This is a genomic window from Qipengyuania sp. NPDC077410 (genome assembly GCF_044543405.1).
In the GTDB taxonomy this organism is placed as follows: Bacteria; Pseudomonadota; Alphaproteobacteria; order Sphingomonadales; family Sphingomonadaceae; genus Qipengyuania; species Qipengyuania pacifica.
Genome location: NZ_JBITWB010000001.1, coordinates 927,371 through 942,638 on the forward strand (window position 1 = coordinate 927,371; position 15,268 = coordinate 942,638).

Sequence of the window (15,268 nt, forward strand, 5' to 3'; positions counted from 1 at the left end):
CTCGCTTGGGGCGAACTGGAAACAGCCTACGGGCCGGAGGTTAGCCATTGCTGTATGCATGGCGAATATGGGTGCGGAGCCGGAAAATATCAGCCCCCGCATCGCCAACTATTCCTTTCGCCCGAACAACGCTTCTGCCGCATCGCGGTGGGCAGCGGCGGAGAGGCGGTGTTTCTCGACGCGGACGATTTCGGATTCGAGAAGCCTGATCCGCTCCTGCAGTTCGTCCTGTGAATAAGGGCCGAGGTCTTCGGTGGCGAGCTTGCTCGCGGCATCGCCTCGGGGGCGTGGACGGTCATCGTCATCCATCGATTGCCAATCTCGCAAGGATGCCCGGTTGCTGTCAACGGGTACGAACGGTATTGCACCGCAAAAGTGGCAGTAGCGCCACTATGACCAGACAGATAACGGGGGCGCGAGTGGCAGCAGATTTGCCCGAGACGATGACCGCAATGGGCTTTGACGATCCGGGAGGCCCGGATGTTTTGCGTCCCGAAACATTGCCGGTGCCCGAACCGGGCGAGAATCAGGTTCTCATCCGCGTATCCCATGCCGGCATCAACCGGCCCGACGTGATCCAGCGGCAGGGCTTCTACCCGCCGCCGCCGGGCGCTTCGCCCATTCCGGGCCTCGAAGTGTCGGGCACGGTGGTGGCCGTCGGCAAGGGCGCAGCGCCCGAACTGATGAATCGGCGGGTCTGCGCGCTGGTGTCGGGCGGCGGCTATGCCGAATATTGCCTCGCCCATTCGGCCCATTGCCTGCACGTTCCCGAAACGATGGGCATGGCCACGGCTGCGGCCATTCCGGAAACGCTGTTCACGGTGTGGCACAACGTCTTCGAACGCGGCTGGGCGAGCGATGGCGACACGCTGCTCGTGCATGGCGGCACCAGCGGGATCGGCACCATGGCGATCCAGCTCGCCAAGGCATTCGACATCACGGTGATCGCAACCGCGGGGAGCGAGGAAAAGTGCCAGGCGATCCGCGACCTCGGGGCGGATCTCGCCATCAATTACAAAAGCCAGGATTTCGTGGAGGAGGTCAAGGCCTTCACCGGCGGCAAGGGCGTCAATGTGGTGCTGGACATGGTGTCGGGCGACTATGTGGCGCGCAATATCGAATGCCTGGCCGATGATGGACGCCATGTGACCATCGCCGTGCTGGGCGGCCTCAAGGCCGAAATCAACATGGCGACCGTGATGCGCAAGCGCCTGTCGCTGACCGGCTCCACGCTTCGGCCGCGCTCCGACGATTTCAAGGCATTGCTGGCCGACGAGATCCACAATCACGCCTGGCCTTTGTTCGAGGATGGCACCATCGCGCCCGTCATGGACAAGATTTTCCCGCTGACCGAAGCGGGGGCGGCCCATGCCCGTATGGAAGGCGGCGATCATATCGGAAAGATCGTGCTGGAGGTCCCCGGAAGCTGACGCGCAATCGTCGCAATGTCGCCATTCCGTAACGGCACTGTGAATCGCCTGTAACAATCATGGGCTAGGGCATACCCGACAGTGATCGGGGGTCTGGCCCATGAACGATTTGCCCAAACACTTCGACGCCGCTCACAAGGTGGCGAATTTTCCATCGATCAGGCCCAGCGTGCCGGAGCGCACGCTGGGGGAACGGCGCCGCTTCCGCACGATCTGGATCAGCGACGTCCATCTCGGCACCAAGGGGTGCAATCACGAACTGCTGATCGACTTTCTCGACCACACCGACAGCGAAACCATGTATCTGGTCGGCGACATCATCGATGGCTGGCGGCTAAAGAAGAAGTTTTACTGGCCGGCCGAACATAACGACATCGTGTGGCGCATTCTCAAGCGCGCCAAGCGCGGTACGCGTATCATCTATATCCCGGGCAATCACGACGAGATGATCCGCCCCTTCGCTGGCATGAACTTCGGCGGGGTGGAGATCATGCGTGCCGCCTTCCACGAAACCGCCGACGGTCGGCGCCTGATGGTGCTGCACGGCGATGAATTCGATACCATCATGCTGGCGCATCGCTGGCTCGCCTTCATCGGCGATGCCGCATATCACCTGATGATGAAGCTCAACAATTGGGTGGCCAGCCTGCGCAAACGGCTAGGCCTGCCCTATTGGTCCATTTCCCGCGCGGCCAAGCACAAGGTCAAGAACGCGGTCGAGTTCATTTCCAAATACGAGGAAGTGGTTGCCCGCGCAGCCGCCGAACGCGGCGTCGACGGGGTGGTATGCGGCCACATTCACACGGCGGAATTTCGCGACTTCGACGGCGTCGAGTACTGGAACGATGGCGATTGGGTCGAAGGATGCAATGCGCTGGTCGAACATTTCGACGGAAGCATGGAAATCCTCAACTGGCCCGAAGAAGTCGCGCGGCGCGACGCCGGGCGTCATGACGTCGCCGTGACGGTGCCCGAGGCTGCATGACCCTGATGCAATCTATTCCCGGGCCGGGCCGGTCGATTGCTTGCCAGACCCCGCAGCGCATCGCCATCGTCACCGATGCCTGGCACCCGCAGATGAACGGTGTCGTGCGCACGCTGACGACGACGTGCGAGCAATTGCGCGAGGATGGCCATGAGGTGATGGTGGTCTCTCCCGATCAGTTCGCCAGCATTCCCTGTCCGACCTACCCGGAAATCCGCCTTGCCTTCACCAGGCCGGGGGCTGTCGCCAGTCTTCTGCGATCCTTCGCGCCGGAGGCCATCCATATCGCTACCGAAGGCCCGCTCGGCATGACGGCACGGCGCTATTGTGCCAGGCATTCGATCTGCTTCACCACCGCCTATCATACGCAATTTCCGGATTATCTGGCGAAACGCACGCGCCTGCCCGCGCAATGGTTCTGGCGCTATATCCAGTGGTTCCACCGCCCGGCGAAACGTGTGCTCGTCGCTACGGAAAGTATCAGCGACGAACTGCGCGCGCATGGCCTGACACGGCTTCATCGCTGGAGCCGCGGGGTCGACCTGTCCTGCTTTACGCCCGACGCGCCGCCGCCGCCCGAATTCGCCGAACTCCCCAAGCCGATCCAGCTCTATGTCGGCCGGGTCGCCGTGGAAAAGAACATCGAAGCATTTCTCGCAGGCAGCTATCCCGGCACCAGGGTGGTGGTCGGCGATGGTCCGGCGCTGGCTTCCCTGAAGGCGCGATATCCCGATGCGCATTTCCTCGGGCGTCGCACGGGCCGCGAACTGGCCGGCTGTTATGCGGCAGCCGACGTCTTCGTCTTCCCCAGCAGGACGGATACGTTCGGCCTCGTGATGATAGAGGCGCTGGCCTGCGGAACGCCGGTCGCCGCCTATCCCGTGGCAGGGCCATGCGACATCATAACGGACGATGTCGGTGCAATGTGCGAAGATCTCGACCGCGCCATAGCCGCAGCGCTGTTCTGCGACCGGAAAGCCTGCGCTGCCTATGGTGCGGGCTTCACTTGGGCTAGCGCGACAGGGCAGTTTCTGAACGGTCTCGCCGCGTTCGACGCGGAAGAACTGCCCATCGTCTAGCGAAACGCTTGCCGAATCCGGGACTGTCGCCTACATCGGCAAGGTAACGGCCGTCCCGCGAGGGGCGGCCCTTCTATTTTCGGATACGAGAAAAGGCACATTCATGGCCGACCAACCCAAACCGCTGATGCCGCATGCGACCGCCACCTGGCTGGTCGACAATACCGGCCTCTCCTTCGAACAGATCGCTGAATTCTGCGGTCTGCACATCCTCGAAGTACAGGCCATGGCCGACGATCTGGCAGGCAGCAAATATACCGGGCGCGATCCCGTCCATTCGGGCGAACTGACGCTGGCCGAAATCGAAAAGGGCCAGGCGGACAGCGACTATCGCCTGAAGATGCAGCGCGCACCGGTGGCAGTCAGCCGGACCAAGGGGCCGCGCTACACTCCCGTTTCCAAGCGTCAGGACAAGCCCGACGGCATCGCCTGGATCCTTCGCAACCACCCGGAAATCTCGGATGCGCAGATCGGCAAGCTGATCGGTACCACCCGCAATACCATCGGCGCCATCCGCGAACGCAGTCACTGGAACATCCAGAACATCCAGCCCAAGGATCCGGTTACGCTGGGCCTTTGTTCGCAGCGTGAACTCGACGCCGTCGTTGCCAAGGCCGCGAAAAACCTGCCGGTCAGCGAAGAAGAAGACGATGCGCTGCCCGTCGAGGTCAAGGGTTCGAGCGATCGGGAAAAGCTGATCGAAGAACTGCGCGCCGAACGCGATGCCAACGAAAAGGCCGCTGCCGAAGCCGCGCAGGAAGCGGAAGCGGCAGCCTGGCTCGAAGCGAAACGCGTGTCGCAGGAAGCCGGCGAAGGCGAACCTACCGACGAAGCCTGAGCTCGTCTTTCTGGAGAGTTGGCGAAGGCGGGGGAAGCAGCGGCTTCTCCCGCCTTTTTGCTTGCCTTTATAGCACAATACTCCATGCTACTGACATGGATGTAAGCAAGCTGCCGAACCATCACCCGACTGCATGGGATACGCATTTCGAAGCGATGTCCCTGCCCGATATGTTCGGGCGCAGCGCCAAGGCATCGCCGCAGGCACCGCTGCTGCATTTTCTCGGGCGTACCTATCGATATTCCGAACTCTATGCCGATGCGCAGGCATTTTCACGCGCGCTGCGCGCACGCGGTATCGGCGAAGGTGATCGCGTCGGCCTGTTTCTGCCCAATGTGCCGAGCTACGTCGCTGCCTATTACGGGGCGATGATGGCCGGTGCGGTGGTGGTCAATTTCTCTCCACTCTACACGGTGGACGAACTCGCACAGCAGGTGGCGGATTCGGGCACGCGGCTTCTGGTGACCGTCGATGTGCCGGAACTCTATGCCACCGCCACCAAGGTGCTGCGCGGGTCGGCGCTCGAAACTCTGGTTGTCAGCTCGCTGGCGAAGATGCTGCCGACGCTGAAGGGAATTGCGTTGCGCCTGTTCGCGCGCAGCAAGGTTGCCGGGGTCGACTATGGTCGTGACATTCTACGCTGGAACGATTTACTCGACGAAGGGGCGAGGCTCGAGGGCGGCGTTGCTGCGCAAGATCCCCACGCGCTGGCGCTTCTGCAATATACCGGCGGGACCACCGGGACCCCGAAAGGGGCCATGCTCACCCATGCGAATCTGTCCATCAACGCCCAGCAGACTGCGGGCCTGAACCCGTTTGGCGATCCGGCAGGCGAAGTCCTCATGGGGGCATTGCCCTTCTTCCATGTTTTCGCCAATACCACGCTCCTCAACCACGCCGTGCTGACCGGCGCGTCGATTGCCATGGTCCCGCGCTTCGAAACCAAACAGGTCCTCGAAACCATCGAAAAATACGGCGCGACCGGGTTTCCAGGCGTGCCGACCATGTTCCAGGCATTGGTCGATCATCCCGATCTGGCCAAGACGGATCTCTCGACGCTCAAGGTCTGCATATCGGGCGGCGCGCCGCTGCCCGGCCCGTTGCGCGAGAAATTCGAAGCGGCCACCGGCGTGCGGCTGGTCGAAGGATATGGGCTGACCGAAAGCTCCGGTGTCGTTTCGGCCAATCCTTACGAAGGCATGCGCAAGCCGGGCACGATCGGGCAGGTCGTGATGGGCACCGAAGTCCTCCTGCTCGACAAGGAAGATCCCACAGTCATCGCACCCGACGGGGAGCCGGGCGAACTGGCGATCCACGGTCCGCAGGTGATGCAGGGCTATTGGAACAGGCCCGAAGCGGCAAAGGACGTATTCGTCGAACACCACGGCAAAAGCTGGCTGCGCACCGGCGATGTGGCCACGCTGGACGAAGACGGCTTTCTGGAAATCGTCGATCGCATCAAGGACATGATCGCCGTGGGCGGTTTCAAGGTGTTTCCCAGCCAGGTCGAAGACGTCCTGCTCGAACATGAAGCCGTCAAGGAAGCGCTCGTGATCGGCCGGCCCGATGGCTATCGCGGCGAAGTGCCCGTGGCCTATGTCACGCTTGAAAACGGGGGTGAGGCAACCGGGCCACAGCTACGTGAATGGCTCAATGCGCGTGTCGGCAAGCATGAACGCGTTGCCGAAGTCGTCATACGGGACGAACTGCCCAAGACGATGATCGGCAAACTCGATCGCAAGGCATTGCGGGCCGAAGTCCTCGACTGACGCGTCGCCAACCGTAAATCCGCGCTGACGCGTGTCTGCAGTCAGATAAGAAAAGGCCGCCCCACGTCTGCGCGGGCGGCCTTTCTGCTTTTTGGGAAATAAGGTCTCAGCCGGCGACGGTGAGCTCGGGCTTTGTGCCACCTTGCGGGGTTGCGGCCGCCTTGGCTTTCGTATCGCGGTGGGCGAACCGGCCTTCGACCTGTGCTCCCTGTTCGATGGTCAGCGCGTCGTAGAAAACGTCGCCCATGATCCGCGCGGATTTCAGGATTACCAGTTCGCGTGCGGTGATCGATCCCTCGACAGTGCCGGCCAGCCGGGCGGACTCAGCCTTGATCGCGCCTTTAACGGTGCTGGTTTCGCCCTGCACCAGAGAGGAACAGGCGATGTCGCCTTCGACCGAACCATCGATATGCAGATCGGCCGATGCCTGGATGTCGCCGGTGATCGTCAGATCGGACCCGAGGACGGAGAAGGTGGAATTGCTCTTGCTGGCCATACGATCTCTTCCCGGATTAGCTGGCGGAGTCGAGCTGGGAAGTTCGTCGGATTTCTTCGAGAACATGGGGGGCTGTCTCCAGAAAGGTGCGCGGATTGACCGCACGGTTGTTGATTCGCACCTCGAAGTGCAGATGCGGGCCGGTGGAGCGGCCGGTAGACCCGATCGCACCGATCGTCTGCCCGGCTTCGACCGTCTGACCGACCTTCGCGTTGAATTTCGACATATGGGCGTAACGGGTCATCAGCCCGTTACCGTGGCTGATTTCCACCACATTGCCATAGCCCGACTTGCGACCGACAAAGCTGATACGGCCATCGGATGCGGCGTAGATCGGCGTGCCTGTCGGCCCGCGGAAATCGAGACCCTTGTGCATGGCGGCGACGCCGGTGAACGGGTCGCGGCGATAGCCGTAGCTCGATGTTACCATCTGGACATTGGCCGGGGCGACCTGCGGTACGCCGTCAAGGCCGCGCTCGAGCGCATCCATACGGGCAATCGAAAGACCGAGACGTTCGAAGCGCGGATCGATGGTATCGCCGGCACCGGTCGTCAATTTCTCGAGCGGACCACCCATCGCGCCGCGATCGGCATTACGGATCATTGAATCGGGATTGAGGCCCAGTTTCTTGAGCGCGGCTGCGGCGCGCTGTGAACGCCAGTCGGCATAACGCGTAAGGCCTTCGACAAAAGCCAGCTGACGCGCTTCGATCCGCGCCAGCCGTCCGGCTTCGGGAATGGATACGCTGACCTTGTCCACCATAGCCGCCGCTTCACCCGACGAATCGCTGACGTTCTGTACCGCTTTCACGTCCTCTGGCAGCGAGGCGACCATGTCCTCGATGAATTCCTGCCGTTTTACGAGGTCGCTGGCGACGGCGTCGATGTCGTTGCGATAGGCGTCCACGCGCTCGGTGGCAGTTGCCACCTTCGCTTCGCGGTCCAGCAATGACAGACGGTCGGCGGTGGCGCGATATTGGGTCCAGCCCGCAACGGCCATCGATGTCATCCAGATAACGAAGACGGCCAGCGCAATAGCGGCCGCCGTCATCTGCAATCTCGACGATATGGTGATGAAGCGGACCTGGCCCTCCGACCGCATGAAAAATTCGCGGTCCGGGAACCAGCCGCGCACACGGTTCCCCCAGCCAGTGGTGGCAAATGGTTTGCTCAAAACGACCCGTCCCTTATGGTCTTTAACGTCCCGGGCGTGTCGCTAGCGAAAGATGTTAATGAAATCGAATCGAGGTTCCCGAAGAATCCACGAGTTGAACCCTGAACGGGACGAGTCGTTTGGCCGCGCACAAATTTTCGAACAAGCGCGGGAACTAAACCTCATGCTTTTGCTTTCCGCACTCGATCGATTCGCTGGGCGGAGGGCTGTTATCCGCTCGCATGTGTTTCCTGAACGAGACAGGTTCCCGATTTGACCGGCATCAGCAAACGGATCGGCCTGCTGGGTGGCAGCTTCAATCCGGCACACGGCGCCCATCGGCGTATTTCGCTGTTCGCGCTGCGCTCGCTGCGGCTCGATGAGGTCTGGTGGCTCGTATCCCCCGGAAATCCGCTCAAACCGGCAGAGGGGATGGCGCCGCTCGCCACCCGTGCCCGCTCGGCGATGGCGCAAGCGAAACGGGCGCGTATCCGCGTGACGGCGATCGAACGCGAACTGGGCACGCGGTACACCGCGGACACATTGCGAGCCCTCACGCGGCGATACCCGAAACGGGAGTTCGTCTGGCTGATGGGCTCGGACAATCTGGCGCAGTTCCATCGCTGGCGCGACTGGCGCGGCATTGCACGTACGATGCCGATTGCGGTTATCGCCAGGCCCGGCTATGATGCCGCTGCTATCGCGAGCCCCGCGATGGCCTGGCTGAGGCGCTTTTCCGTACCTCTTCCCAGCTTTGTGAATAGGGGCGAATGGAGCGCACCGGCACTGGTGACATTGCGTTTCGATCCCGATGAAAGATCGGCCACGGCCATCCGCCGTGCTGATCCCGATTGGGCTTTACGCTATGCCGGGCCGTCTCCGAGGGACCAGCTGACACATCGAAGGATACCGTCCGGGGAGGAAACCACCGCGCCATGATGCGCGTTGTATCCTTCATGGCCCAAGCCTCTCAAATCAGGAGTAACATGTTCGCCTATGACTCAGGCGCAAACCAGCCCGGCTTCTTCCGGGACTGCTTCGGCAAAGGTGATTACCTTGGCTGATGCAAAATCCGATCCGCTGCTCAAGCTTGTGCTTGAACAGCTCGATGACGATCAGGCTCAGGAAGTCGTGACCATCGATCTCGAAGGGAAAAGCTCCATTGCCGATCACATGGTGATCGCATCGGGCCGCTCGACTCGTCAGGTCGCCGCGATGGCTCAAAAGCTTGCCGAAAAGGTCAAGCAGGAAGGCTTTGGCCCGGTTAAGCTCGAAGGGCTGCCAGCTGCAGACTGGGTGCTGATCGATGCAGGCGATGTCGTCGTCCACATCTTCCGCCCGGAGGTTCGCAGCTTCTACAATCTGGAGCGTATGTGGGCATTCGGTGATGCGCCGCCCGTCGCCGGGATGGCATAATCATCGTCCCGTTTTCGAGATAGAGAGCGGGACCAAGTACCCTCATTAAAAATGGCTCCACGGATGGCCGTTGCCTGGCATTGCCGGGATCGACCGAGCCGAGCCTGCCACCATTTCGGGAGCGTTGATCATTCTGCTTCATGTCATCGCCCGCGGAAAAATTGCGCGCTCGCCGGAGGCGGAGTTGGTGGCACGCTATGAGAAGCGGCTGACATGGCCGGTGAAATTCACCGAACTGCCCGAAACCGGGGGCCGCATTCCCGAGCCGCAAACGCCGTACAAGACCGTCCTGCTCGATGAGCGCGGGAAAGATCTCCCGTCCGAGGATCTGGCGGACATTCTCGGCCGCTGGCGGGACGACGGTATGCGCGAATGCCGCTTCATACTGGGCGCCGCCGACGGGCATTCCGAAGACGAGCGCAGCCAGGCCGACTTGCTGCTCGCCTTCGGCAAGGCGACCTGGCCGCATCTGCTTGCTCGCGCCATGCTGGCGGAGCAACTCTACCGCGCTACGACCATCATTGCCGGTCACCCCTATCATCGCAGCGGCTGATCGGGCAGGACGGACGCCATGAGGTGCCGCTTCGCCGTCATTGCCGCATTTGCCGTCGCAGGTCTGCTGGGCCTGCCTGCGATTGCGCAGGCACCCTCTCGGTTCGACAGCGCGGATGAAGCGCGCGCGGCGCTCGATGCTGCGCGCCAGCAGCAGCGCAACGCCCGCGCGCGCAGCGAAAGGCTGGAACGCGAGGCGGCCAGTTCGCGCGAGACTTCGGCCAAGGCCCGCGCTGATGCGGCTGCTCTGGCCGCGAGGGTGCAGCAGGCAGAGGCATCGATTGCTGCTGCCGAAGCCCGTCTGGCGCTTACCGATCGCGAAAGGCGACTGCTGGATCGGCGCCTGTCTGCGCGGCGGGCTCCGCTCGTTCGCCTGACCGGGGCGCTCCAGTCGATGTCGCGCCGCCCGTTGGCGTTATCCGCGCTCCAATCCGGTTCATTGCGCGACCTCGTCTATACGCGCGCCGTGCTCGACAGCACGATACCTGTAATTCGCAACCGCACAGCGGCATTGCGAGGCGATCTCGACAGAGCCAAATCGCTTCAGGCCGAAGCACGTCAGGCCGTGGCCGATCGGCGCGACAGCGAAGCGGCGCTGATCCAGCGCCGCAAGCAGCTCACGGCCTTGGCGGAAAGCGAACGCCTGAAGGCAAGGCGCGCTGCCGGCGGTGCCGATCGTGAAGCACAGCGGGCCCTGGTCCTGGCAGAACAGGCGATCGATCTCGATCAACTCGTCGGGCGGCTCGAAGTGGCCGGATCGCTCCGCACCCGGCTTGCTGCTTTGCCGGGGCCATTGCCGCGGCCCGCCGATCCGCGGATGGCGCGCGTTTCTTCTGCCCCGTCGCCACGGCCAAGCGCCACTGAACCGCCCACGCAGTACCAATTGCCGGTCGCGGGCAAGATCGCGGCCGGTTTCGGCGAGGCGGCGGCCAGCGGACAGCGGCAGGCGGGGATTGTGCTGTCGGCGCGCCCACGCGCGCAGATCGTCGCCCCGGGCGCGGGCAGGATTGCGTTTGCCGGCCCTTATCGGGGATTCGGTAGGATCGTGATTGTCGAGCATGCAAATGGCTGGATCAGCCTCGTGACGGGTCTCGGGACGCTCGATGTCGATGTGGGGCAGAATGTGGGTGCCGGGTCGCCGCTCGGCCTTGCACCGGCGACGCCGGGCGAGGTCACCCTTGAGCTCAGACAGGATGGGGAACCGGTGAACCCGCTCGACCATTTGCGGTGACACGCTGGTGTAAAATCGCTCCATGCCGGGTTGGTAGCAATGCTCATCTGGCATTCAGCGCAGACAGACTATAGATTGCGCGCGCAAAGGAGTTGTTCCGCCAATGAAATTCGCCGCTCTGGCCCGTTCGGCCGCCCTCGTGACCGCCGTGGCGCTAATCCCTGCGACTACCGCCAGCCTTGCGCAGGTCGATGGCCGTGCCGGTCCCGAATTCGCCAAGGTTCTGGCGGTCTATCAGCGCATCAAGGCCAGTTATGTGGAGCCGGTCGAAGACGACGTGCTCATTCGCGGCATGATCGATGGCATGCTGTCCTCGCTCGATCCGCACTCCGGCTATCTCGACGGCAGCGATCTCCAGCGCCTCGAAACAATGATCGACGGTAATTATTCCGGCCTCGGACTTTCCGTTGTCGAGGACGATGGTGCCGTGAAGATCATTTCGCCGTTCCGCGGCAGCCCCGCCGACAAGGCCGGTCTCAAGGCGGGCGACTACATCACTCATCTCGATGGCAAGTTCATCGTTGGCCAGTCCCTCGATGAGGCAGTGGCGCAGATGCGCGGTCCCGAAGGTTCGTCGATCCAGCTGACGATATTCCGGCCCGGTCGGGATGAACCTTTCGATGTGTCGGTGACCCGCGGCGTCATCGAGCTCGAGCCGGTCACCTGGGAGCTTGAGGATGGCAATATCGGCCACATCATGGTCAATGAATTTTCGCGCGATGTGGGCAGCGATGTGTTCGGCGCATGGGAAGACCTTCAGAAAAACGCTACGGGCCGCCTGAACGGCCTGGTGCTCGACCTGCGCTCCAATCCAGGCGGTTCGCTGGATGAGGCGGTCGCGCTATCCGACCTCTTCCTCAGCGACGGCCGTATCGTCTCCCAGCGCGGCCGGGCGCGGGGCGAAAACATTTCCTACGATGCGGAAACGGTCTTCCGCGGCGATATCGCCGAGGGTCTGCCCATCGTCGTGCTGATCGATGCCGGTTCGGCTTCGGCCTCCGAAATCGTCGCCGGGGCGCTGCAGGATCATCGCCGGGCCGTCGTCATGGGGCAACGCAGCTTCGGCAAGGGCAGCGTCCAGTCGTTGCTGCCGCTCGGCAATGATGCCGCGCTCAAGCTGACGACCGCGCGCTATTACACTCCCTCGGGCCACTCGGTTCAGGAAGGCGGGATCACGCCCGATATCGCTGTGCCGCAGCTGTCCGATCCCGATCTGGCAAAGCGCGCTCGTTTCCAGATGCGCGAATCGGACCTGCGCGGGCACCTGGTCAACGAAATCGGTCTTGCCGACGAAGCGATTGAAAAGGACATGCGCGAAGACCCGCGTTTCCAACAGACCGCTGAAGAGCTGAAGGAAAAGGGTATCGAGGATTTCCAGCTGCATTACGCACTGGAAACACTGCGCCGTACCAGCCCCAAGAGCATTGCCGCCCGCGCCAAATAAGGTACACCGCGGCTCCATGAGCCTTTCGCAGCACGTTCGTCTCGCCCGCGTCCTGGCACTCGCCGTTCCAGCCTTGCTGCTGGGCGGCGCCTATTTGTCGCAATATGGTTTCGGGCTATATCCTTGCGAGATGTGCTGGTGGCAGCGCTGGCCGCATTTCGCCGCCGTGGCGCTTGCTTTGATGGCTTATGCCATTGCCCCAGTTCGTTTGTGGACCGGTCTTGCCGCTTTGGCCATTCTGATTTCGGGCGGGATCGGGCTGTTTCATGCGGGCGTCGAATATGGCTGGTGGCAGGGTGTGACATCCTGTGCGGTGGTGACGGGGGGCGGCACAGGCAACGCGCTAGACGACATCATGAACACGCCGCTGGTCCGATGTGACGAGCCTGCGTGGACCCTCTTCGGCATCAGCCTGGCGGGATATAATTTCCTCATCTCGACTGTGGCGGGGCTCTCCATTCTGGCGCTGCTCGGTAAGGACCGACGTGTATGACAGCAGTTCCCGACCATATCGAACGTATGATTCGCGTCGATCAGGCAGGCGAATTTGGCGCCACCCGCATTTACGCGGGACAATTGGCGGTCATGGGTGATCGTGGCCCGCACTCTGCTGAAATCGCAGGAATGGCCGAACAGGAGGCTGGTCACCGGGCGAAGTTCGATGCGCTCATGGCCGAACGCGGTGTCCGCCCGACGGTGCTTCAGCCCTTTTGGGACAGGGCAGGGTTTGCCCTGGGCGCAGTTACCGCCCTGATCGGACCGGAAGCGGCCATGGCCTGTACCGCGGCAATCGAAACCGAAATCGACGATCATTATTCGAAGCAACTCGACCGCCTCCACGAGACTGGCGAGGATCCCGAACTCGCGGGAATGATAGAGCAATTTCGCGATGACGAGCGCGAACATCGTGACGCCGCACTAGCCGCCGGAGCTGAACGTGCTCCAGCCTATCCGCTGCTGTCCGGGCTGATTCGATTGGGGTGCCGGACTGCAATCCGTATCTCCGAACGCGTATAACGGGAACCGGCAGGGCCCGGCGCGCGCTTCATAGACAGTTCACCCCGCAGAGCGCTAAGCTCTGCGTACCTATTCGCCGAGAGGACGACCATGTCGAAGCCCCTGATTGCCATCGCCAGCCTTGCGCTTGCTTTCCCCCTAGCTGCACAGGAGCAGGTACCGGAAGCGTCGGATGACAATTACAATATGGTCATCGTCTATGGCGATGATGAATGTCCGCAGAGCACGGCTGATCAGATCGTCGTCTGCGCGCGCAAGGCGGAGAGCGAGCGGTACCGCATTCCTGAAAATCTCCGCTTTTCGGACAGCCCCGATAACAAAGCCTGGGCCGAACGCGTAGAGAGCTTCGAAATGGCCGGTGCGTTTGGAATCATGTCCTGTTCGCCAACGGGCGCCGGCGGCTTCACCGGTTGTACGCAGCAGATGATCGACGCTGCTTATGCCGACAAGGCGAACAGCGCCGGTGTGCGCTTCGGTGAAATCATCGCGGCAGAACGTGCCAAGCGTCTTTCGACGATCGATGAAGACGCCGCCTCCGAGCAGGAACGAGTAGAAATGATCGAGCGTGAATACATGGAACGCCTCGAACGCGAACGTGCCGCCGAAACGCCGGACGCCTCCGCGCTACCCCAGCCAAGCAGCGGTGAAGAAGACCCGCTGTAATTTCTTTCGCCATTTAACCTTTTGCGGGTAGGCATGCGCGCATGACCGCGCGCCAGAAAATCCTCACCGTCTTCGGCACTCGACCCGAAGCGATCAAACTGTTTCCCGTGATTCACGCCTTGGCCGACGATGCGCGATTCGAAAGCCGCGTCTGCATTTCCGCTCAGCATCGCGAAATGCTGGACCAGGTGCTGGATATCACCGGTGTCATCCCTGACCACGATCTCGATTTGATGCAGCCGGGCCAGACCCTCGATGCGCTGACCGCACGTGCTCTGCTCGAAATCGGCAAAGTGCTTGATGACGAACAGCCTGATTGGGTGGTGGTGCAGGGCGACACGACCACCGTCTTGGCGGGGGCACTTGCCGCCTACTACCGCAAGATCCCGGTTTGCCATGTCGAGGCAGGCCTGCGCAGTGGTGATATCTACCAGCCATGGCCAGAGGAGGCTAATCGACGTGCAGTCGGAACCTTCGCCACACTCCATTGTGCGCCGACAGCGACCGCGCAAGCAGCCTTATTGCGTGAGAGCGTCGACCCGAAGAACGTGCATGTTACCGGAAATACGGTCATAGACGCTCTGCATTGGGTCACGAAACATGCCCAGGCGCACCCGGAAATCGCCTCCGGTCTTGCTTCGCTGGAATCCCGCTTCGCCGGCAAACGCATCATCGGCGTAACGAGCCATCGCCGCGAGAATTTCGGTGACGGGATGAGGAGCATAGCTCGAGCTGTTGCACGGATTGCCGCGCGACCCGATGTGGCGGTCATCTTTCCCATGCATCTCAATCCGAACGTCCGGGCAGTTATGAACGATGAGCTCAGTGGGCTCGACAATGTCGCTTTGATCGATCCGCTCGACTATCCGCATTTTGCGCGTTTGCTCGATATCAGCCATTTGATGCTTACCGATAGCGGGGGTGTTCAGGAAGAAGCGCCTGCGTTGGGAAAGCCGGTGCTGGTCATGCGCGAAACCACCGAACGGCCCGAAGGCGTGGAAGCCGGAACGGCCAGGTTGGTGGGCACAGACGCAGATAAGATTGTCTACGAGACCGAACGGCTGCTTGACGACGACGCGGCTTATTCGGCCATGGCCCGTGCACATAATCCTTTTGGCGATGGGCACTCGGCAGGCAGGATCATCGACCTTCTGGTGCCACGGAAATAGCCGTTACTGTTAAATTTACCACCCGA

The 15,268-nt window shown here is 61.9% G+C and carries 17 protein-coding genes; 14 read left to right on the forward strand and 3 right to left on the reverse strand.

The window, feature by feature from the left end:
• Positions 1-108: 108 nt before the first annotated feature.
• On the reverse strand, positions 109-309 hold the full coding sequence (locus ACIGGE_RS04545; protein WP_103024700.1) for a DUF1192 domain-containing protein: 201 nt from the start codon (positions 307-309) through the stop codon (positions 109-111).
• Positions 310-392: 83 nt separating this feature from the next.
• Between ACIGGE_RS04545 and ACIGGE_RS04550 the strand changes: the two genes are divergently transcribed.
• The 5 genes from ACIGGE_RS04550 to ACIGGE_RS04570 all read left to right on the forward strand — a co-directional run bounded on the left by ACIGGE_RS04550 (position 393) and on the right by ACIGGE_RS04570 (position 6,101).
• A complete protein-coding gene (locus tag ACIGGE_RS04550) occupies positions 393-1,430 on the forward strand; it encodes an NAD(P)H-quinone oxidoreductase (protein ID WP_397489564.1) in 1,038 nt (345 codons plus the stop codon).
• A gap of 100 nt (positions 1,431-1,530) precedes the next feature.
• Entirely contained in the window at positions 1,531-2,415 is an 885-nt protein-coding gene (locus ACIGGE_RS04555) for a UDP-2,3-diacylglucosamine diphosphatase (RefSeq protein WP_397489565.1), read from the forward strand.
• A gap of 5 nt (positions 2,416-2,420) precedes the next feature.
• Positions 2,421-3,494 (forward strand): glycosyltransferase family 4 protein, encoded by a 1,074-nt coding sequence (locus ACIGGE_RS04560; protein ID WP_397489566.1) that lies wholly within the window; start codon positions 2,421-2,423, stop codon positions 3,492-3,494.
• 103 nt (positions 3,495-3,597) lie between these two features.
• Positions 3,598-4,332, forward strand: a complete 735-nt coding sequence (locus tag ACIGGE_RS04565) for a DUF1013 domain-containing protein (protein ID WP_103024697.1) — start codon at positions 3,598-3,600, stop codon at positions 4,330-4,332.
• Positions 4,333-4,427: 95 nt separating this feature from the next.
• Complete coding sequence (locus ACIGGE_RS04570) at positions 4,428-6,101, forward strand: long-chain fatty acid--CoA ligase (protein ID WP_397489567.1); 1,674 nt, start codon at positions 4,428-4,430, stop codon at positions 6,099-6,101.
• A gap of 106 nt (positions 6,102-6,207) precedes the next feature.
• Here ACIGGE_RS04570 and ACIGGE_RS04575 read toward each other — a convergent pair whose 3' ends face one another.
• A complete protein-coding gene (locus ACIGGE_RS04575) occupies positions 6,208-6,597 on the reverse strand; it encodes a polymer-forming cytoskeletal protein (RefSeq protein WP_222826865.1) in 390 nt (129 codons plus the stop codon).
• Between the two features lie 16 nt (positions 6,598-6,613).
• Positions 6,614-7,771: a M23 family metallopeptidase gene (locus tag ACIGGE_RS04580; protein WP_397489568.1), complete on the reverse strand. Its 1,158-nt coding sequence runs from the start codon at positions 7,769-7,771 to the stop codon at positions 6,614-6,616.
• Positions 7,772-8,023: 252 nt separating this feature from the next.
• Here ACIGGE_RS04580 and ACIGGE_RS04585 point away from each other — a divergent pair, with 252 nt between their 5' ends.
• The 9 genes from ACIGGE_RS04585 to wecB all read left to right on the forward strand — a co-directional run bounded on the left by ACIGGE_RS04585 (position 8,024) and on the right by wecB (position 15,242).
• Positions 8,024-8,689 (forward strand): nicotinate-nucleotide adenylyltransferase, encoded by a 666-nt coding sequence (locus tag ACIGGE_RS04585; protein ID WP_397489569.1) that lies wholly within the window; start codon positions 8,024-8,026, stop codon positions 8,687-8,689.
• A 57-nt stretch (positions 8,690-8,746) separates the two neighbouring features.
• Positions 8,747-9,166: a ribosome silencing factor gene (rsfS, locus tag ACIGGE_RS04590; RefSeq protein ID WP_397489570.1), complete on the forward strand. Its 420-nt coding sequence runs from the start codon at positions 8,747-8,749 to the stop codon at positions 9,164-9,166.
• A gap of 130 nt (positions 9,167-9,296) precedes the next feature.
• A complete protein-coding gene (locus tag ACIGGE_RS04595; RefSeq protein WP_196847981.1) occupies positions 9,297-9,719 on the forward strand; it encodes a 23S rRNA (pseudouridine(1915)-N(3))-methyltransferase RlmH in 423 nt (140 codons plus the stop codon).
• Between the two features lie 18 nt (positions 9,720-9,737).
• Positions 9,738-10,949, forward strand: a complete 1,212-nt coding sequence (locus ACIGGE_RS04600) for a murein hydrolase activator EnvC family protein (protein ID WP_397489571.1) — start codon at positions 9,738-9,740, stop codon at positions 10,947-10,949.
• Positions 10,950-11,052: 103 nt separating this feature from the next.
• On the forward strand, positions 11,053-12,393 hold the full coding sequence (locus tag ACIGGE_RS04605; RefSeq protein WP_196847303.1) for a S41 family peptidase: 1,341 nt from the start codon (positions 11,053-11,055) through the stop codon (positions 12,391-12,393).
• A gap of 16 nt (positions 12,394-12,409) precedes the next feature.
• Positions 12,410-12,886, forward strand: a complete 477-nt coding sequence (locus tag ACIGGE_RS04610) for a disulfide bond formation protein B (RefSeq protein WP_221596863.1) — start codon at positions 12,410-12,412, stop codon at positions 12,884-12,886.
• On the forward strand, positions 12,883-13,410 hold the full coding sequence (locus ACIGGE_RS04615; RefSeq protein ID WP_397489573.1) for a demethoxyubiquinone hydroxylase family protein: 528 nt from the start codon (positions 12,883-12,885) through the stop codon (positions 13,408-13,410). Before ACIGGE_RS04610 ends, ACIGGE_RS04615 begins: the two co-directional genes overlap by 4 nt.
• Positions 13,411-13,500: 90 nt before the next feature.
• Entirely contained in the window at positions 13,501-14,073 is a 573-nt protein-coding gene (locus ACIGGE_RS04620; RefSeq protein WP_397489574.1) for a hypothetical protein, read from the forward strand.
• Between the two features lie 41 nt (positions 14,074-14,114).
• Positions 14,115-15,242, forward strand: coding sequence for a non-hydrolyzing UDP-N-acetylglucosamine 2-epimerase (gene wecB, locus ACIGGE_RS04625; RefSeq protein WP_397489575.1), 1,128 nt, complete (start codon positions 14,115-14,117; stop codon positions 15,240-15,242).
• The last annotated feature ends 26 nt before the right edge of the window (positions 15,243-15,268 follow it).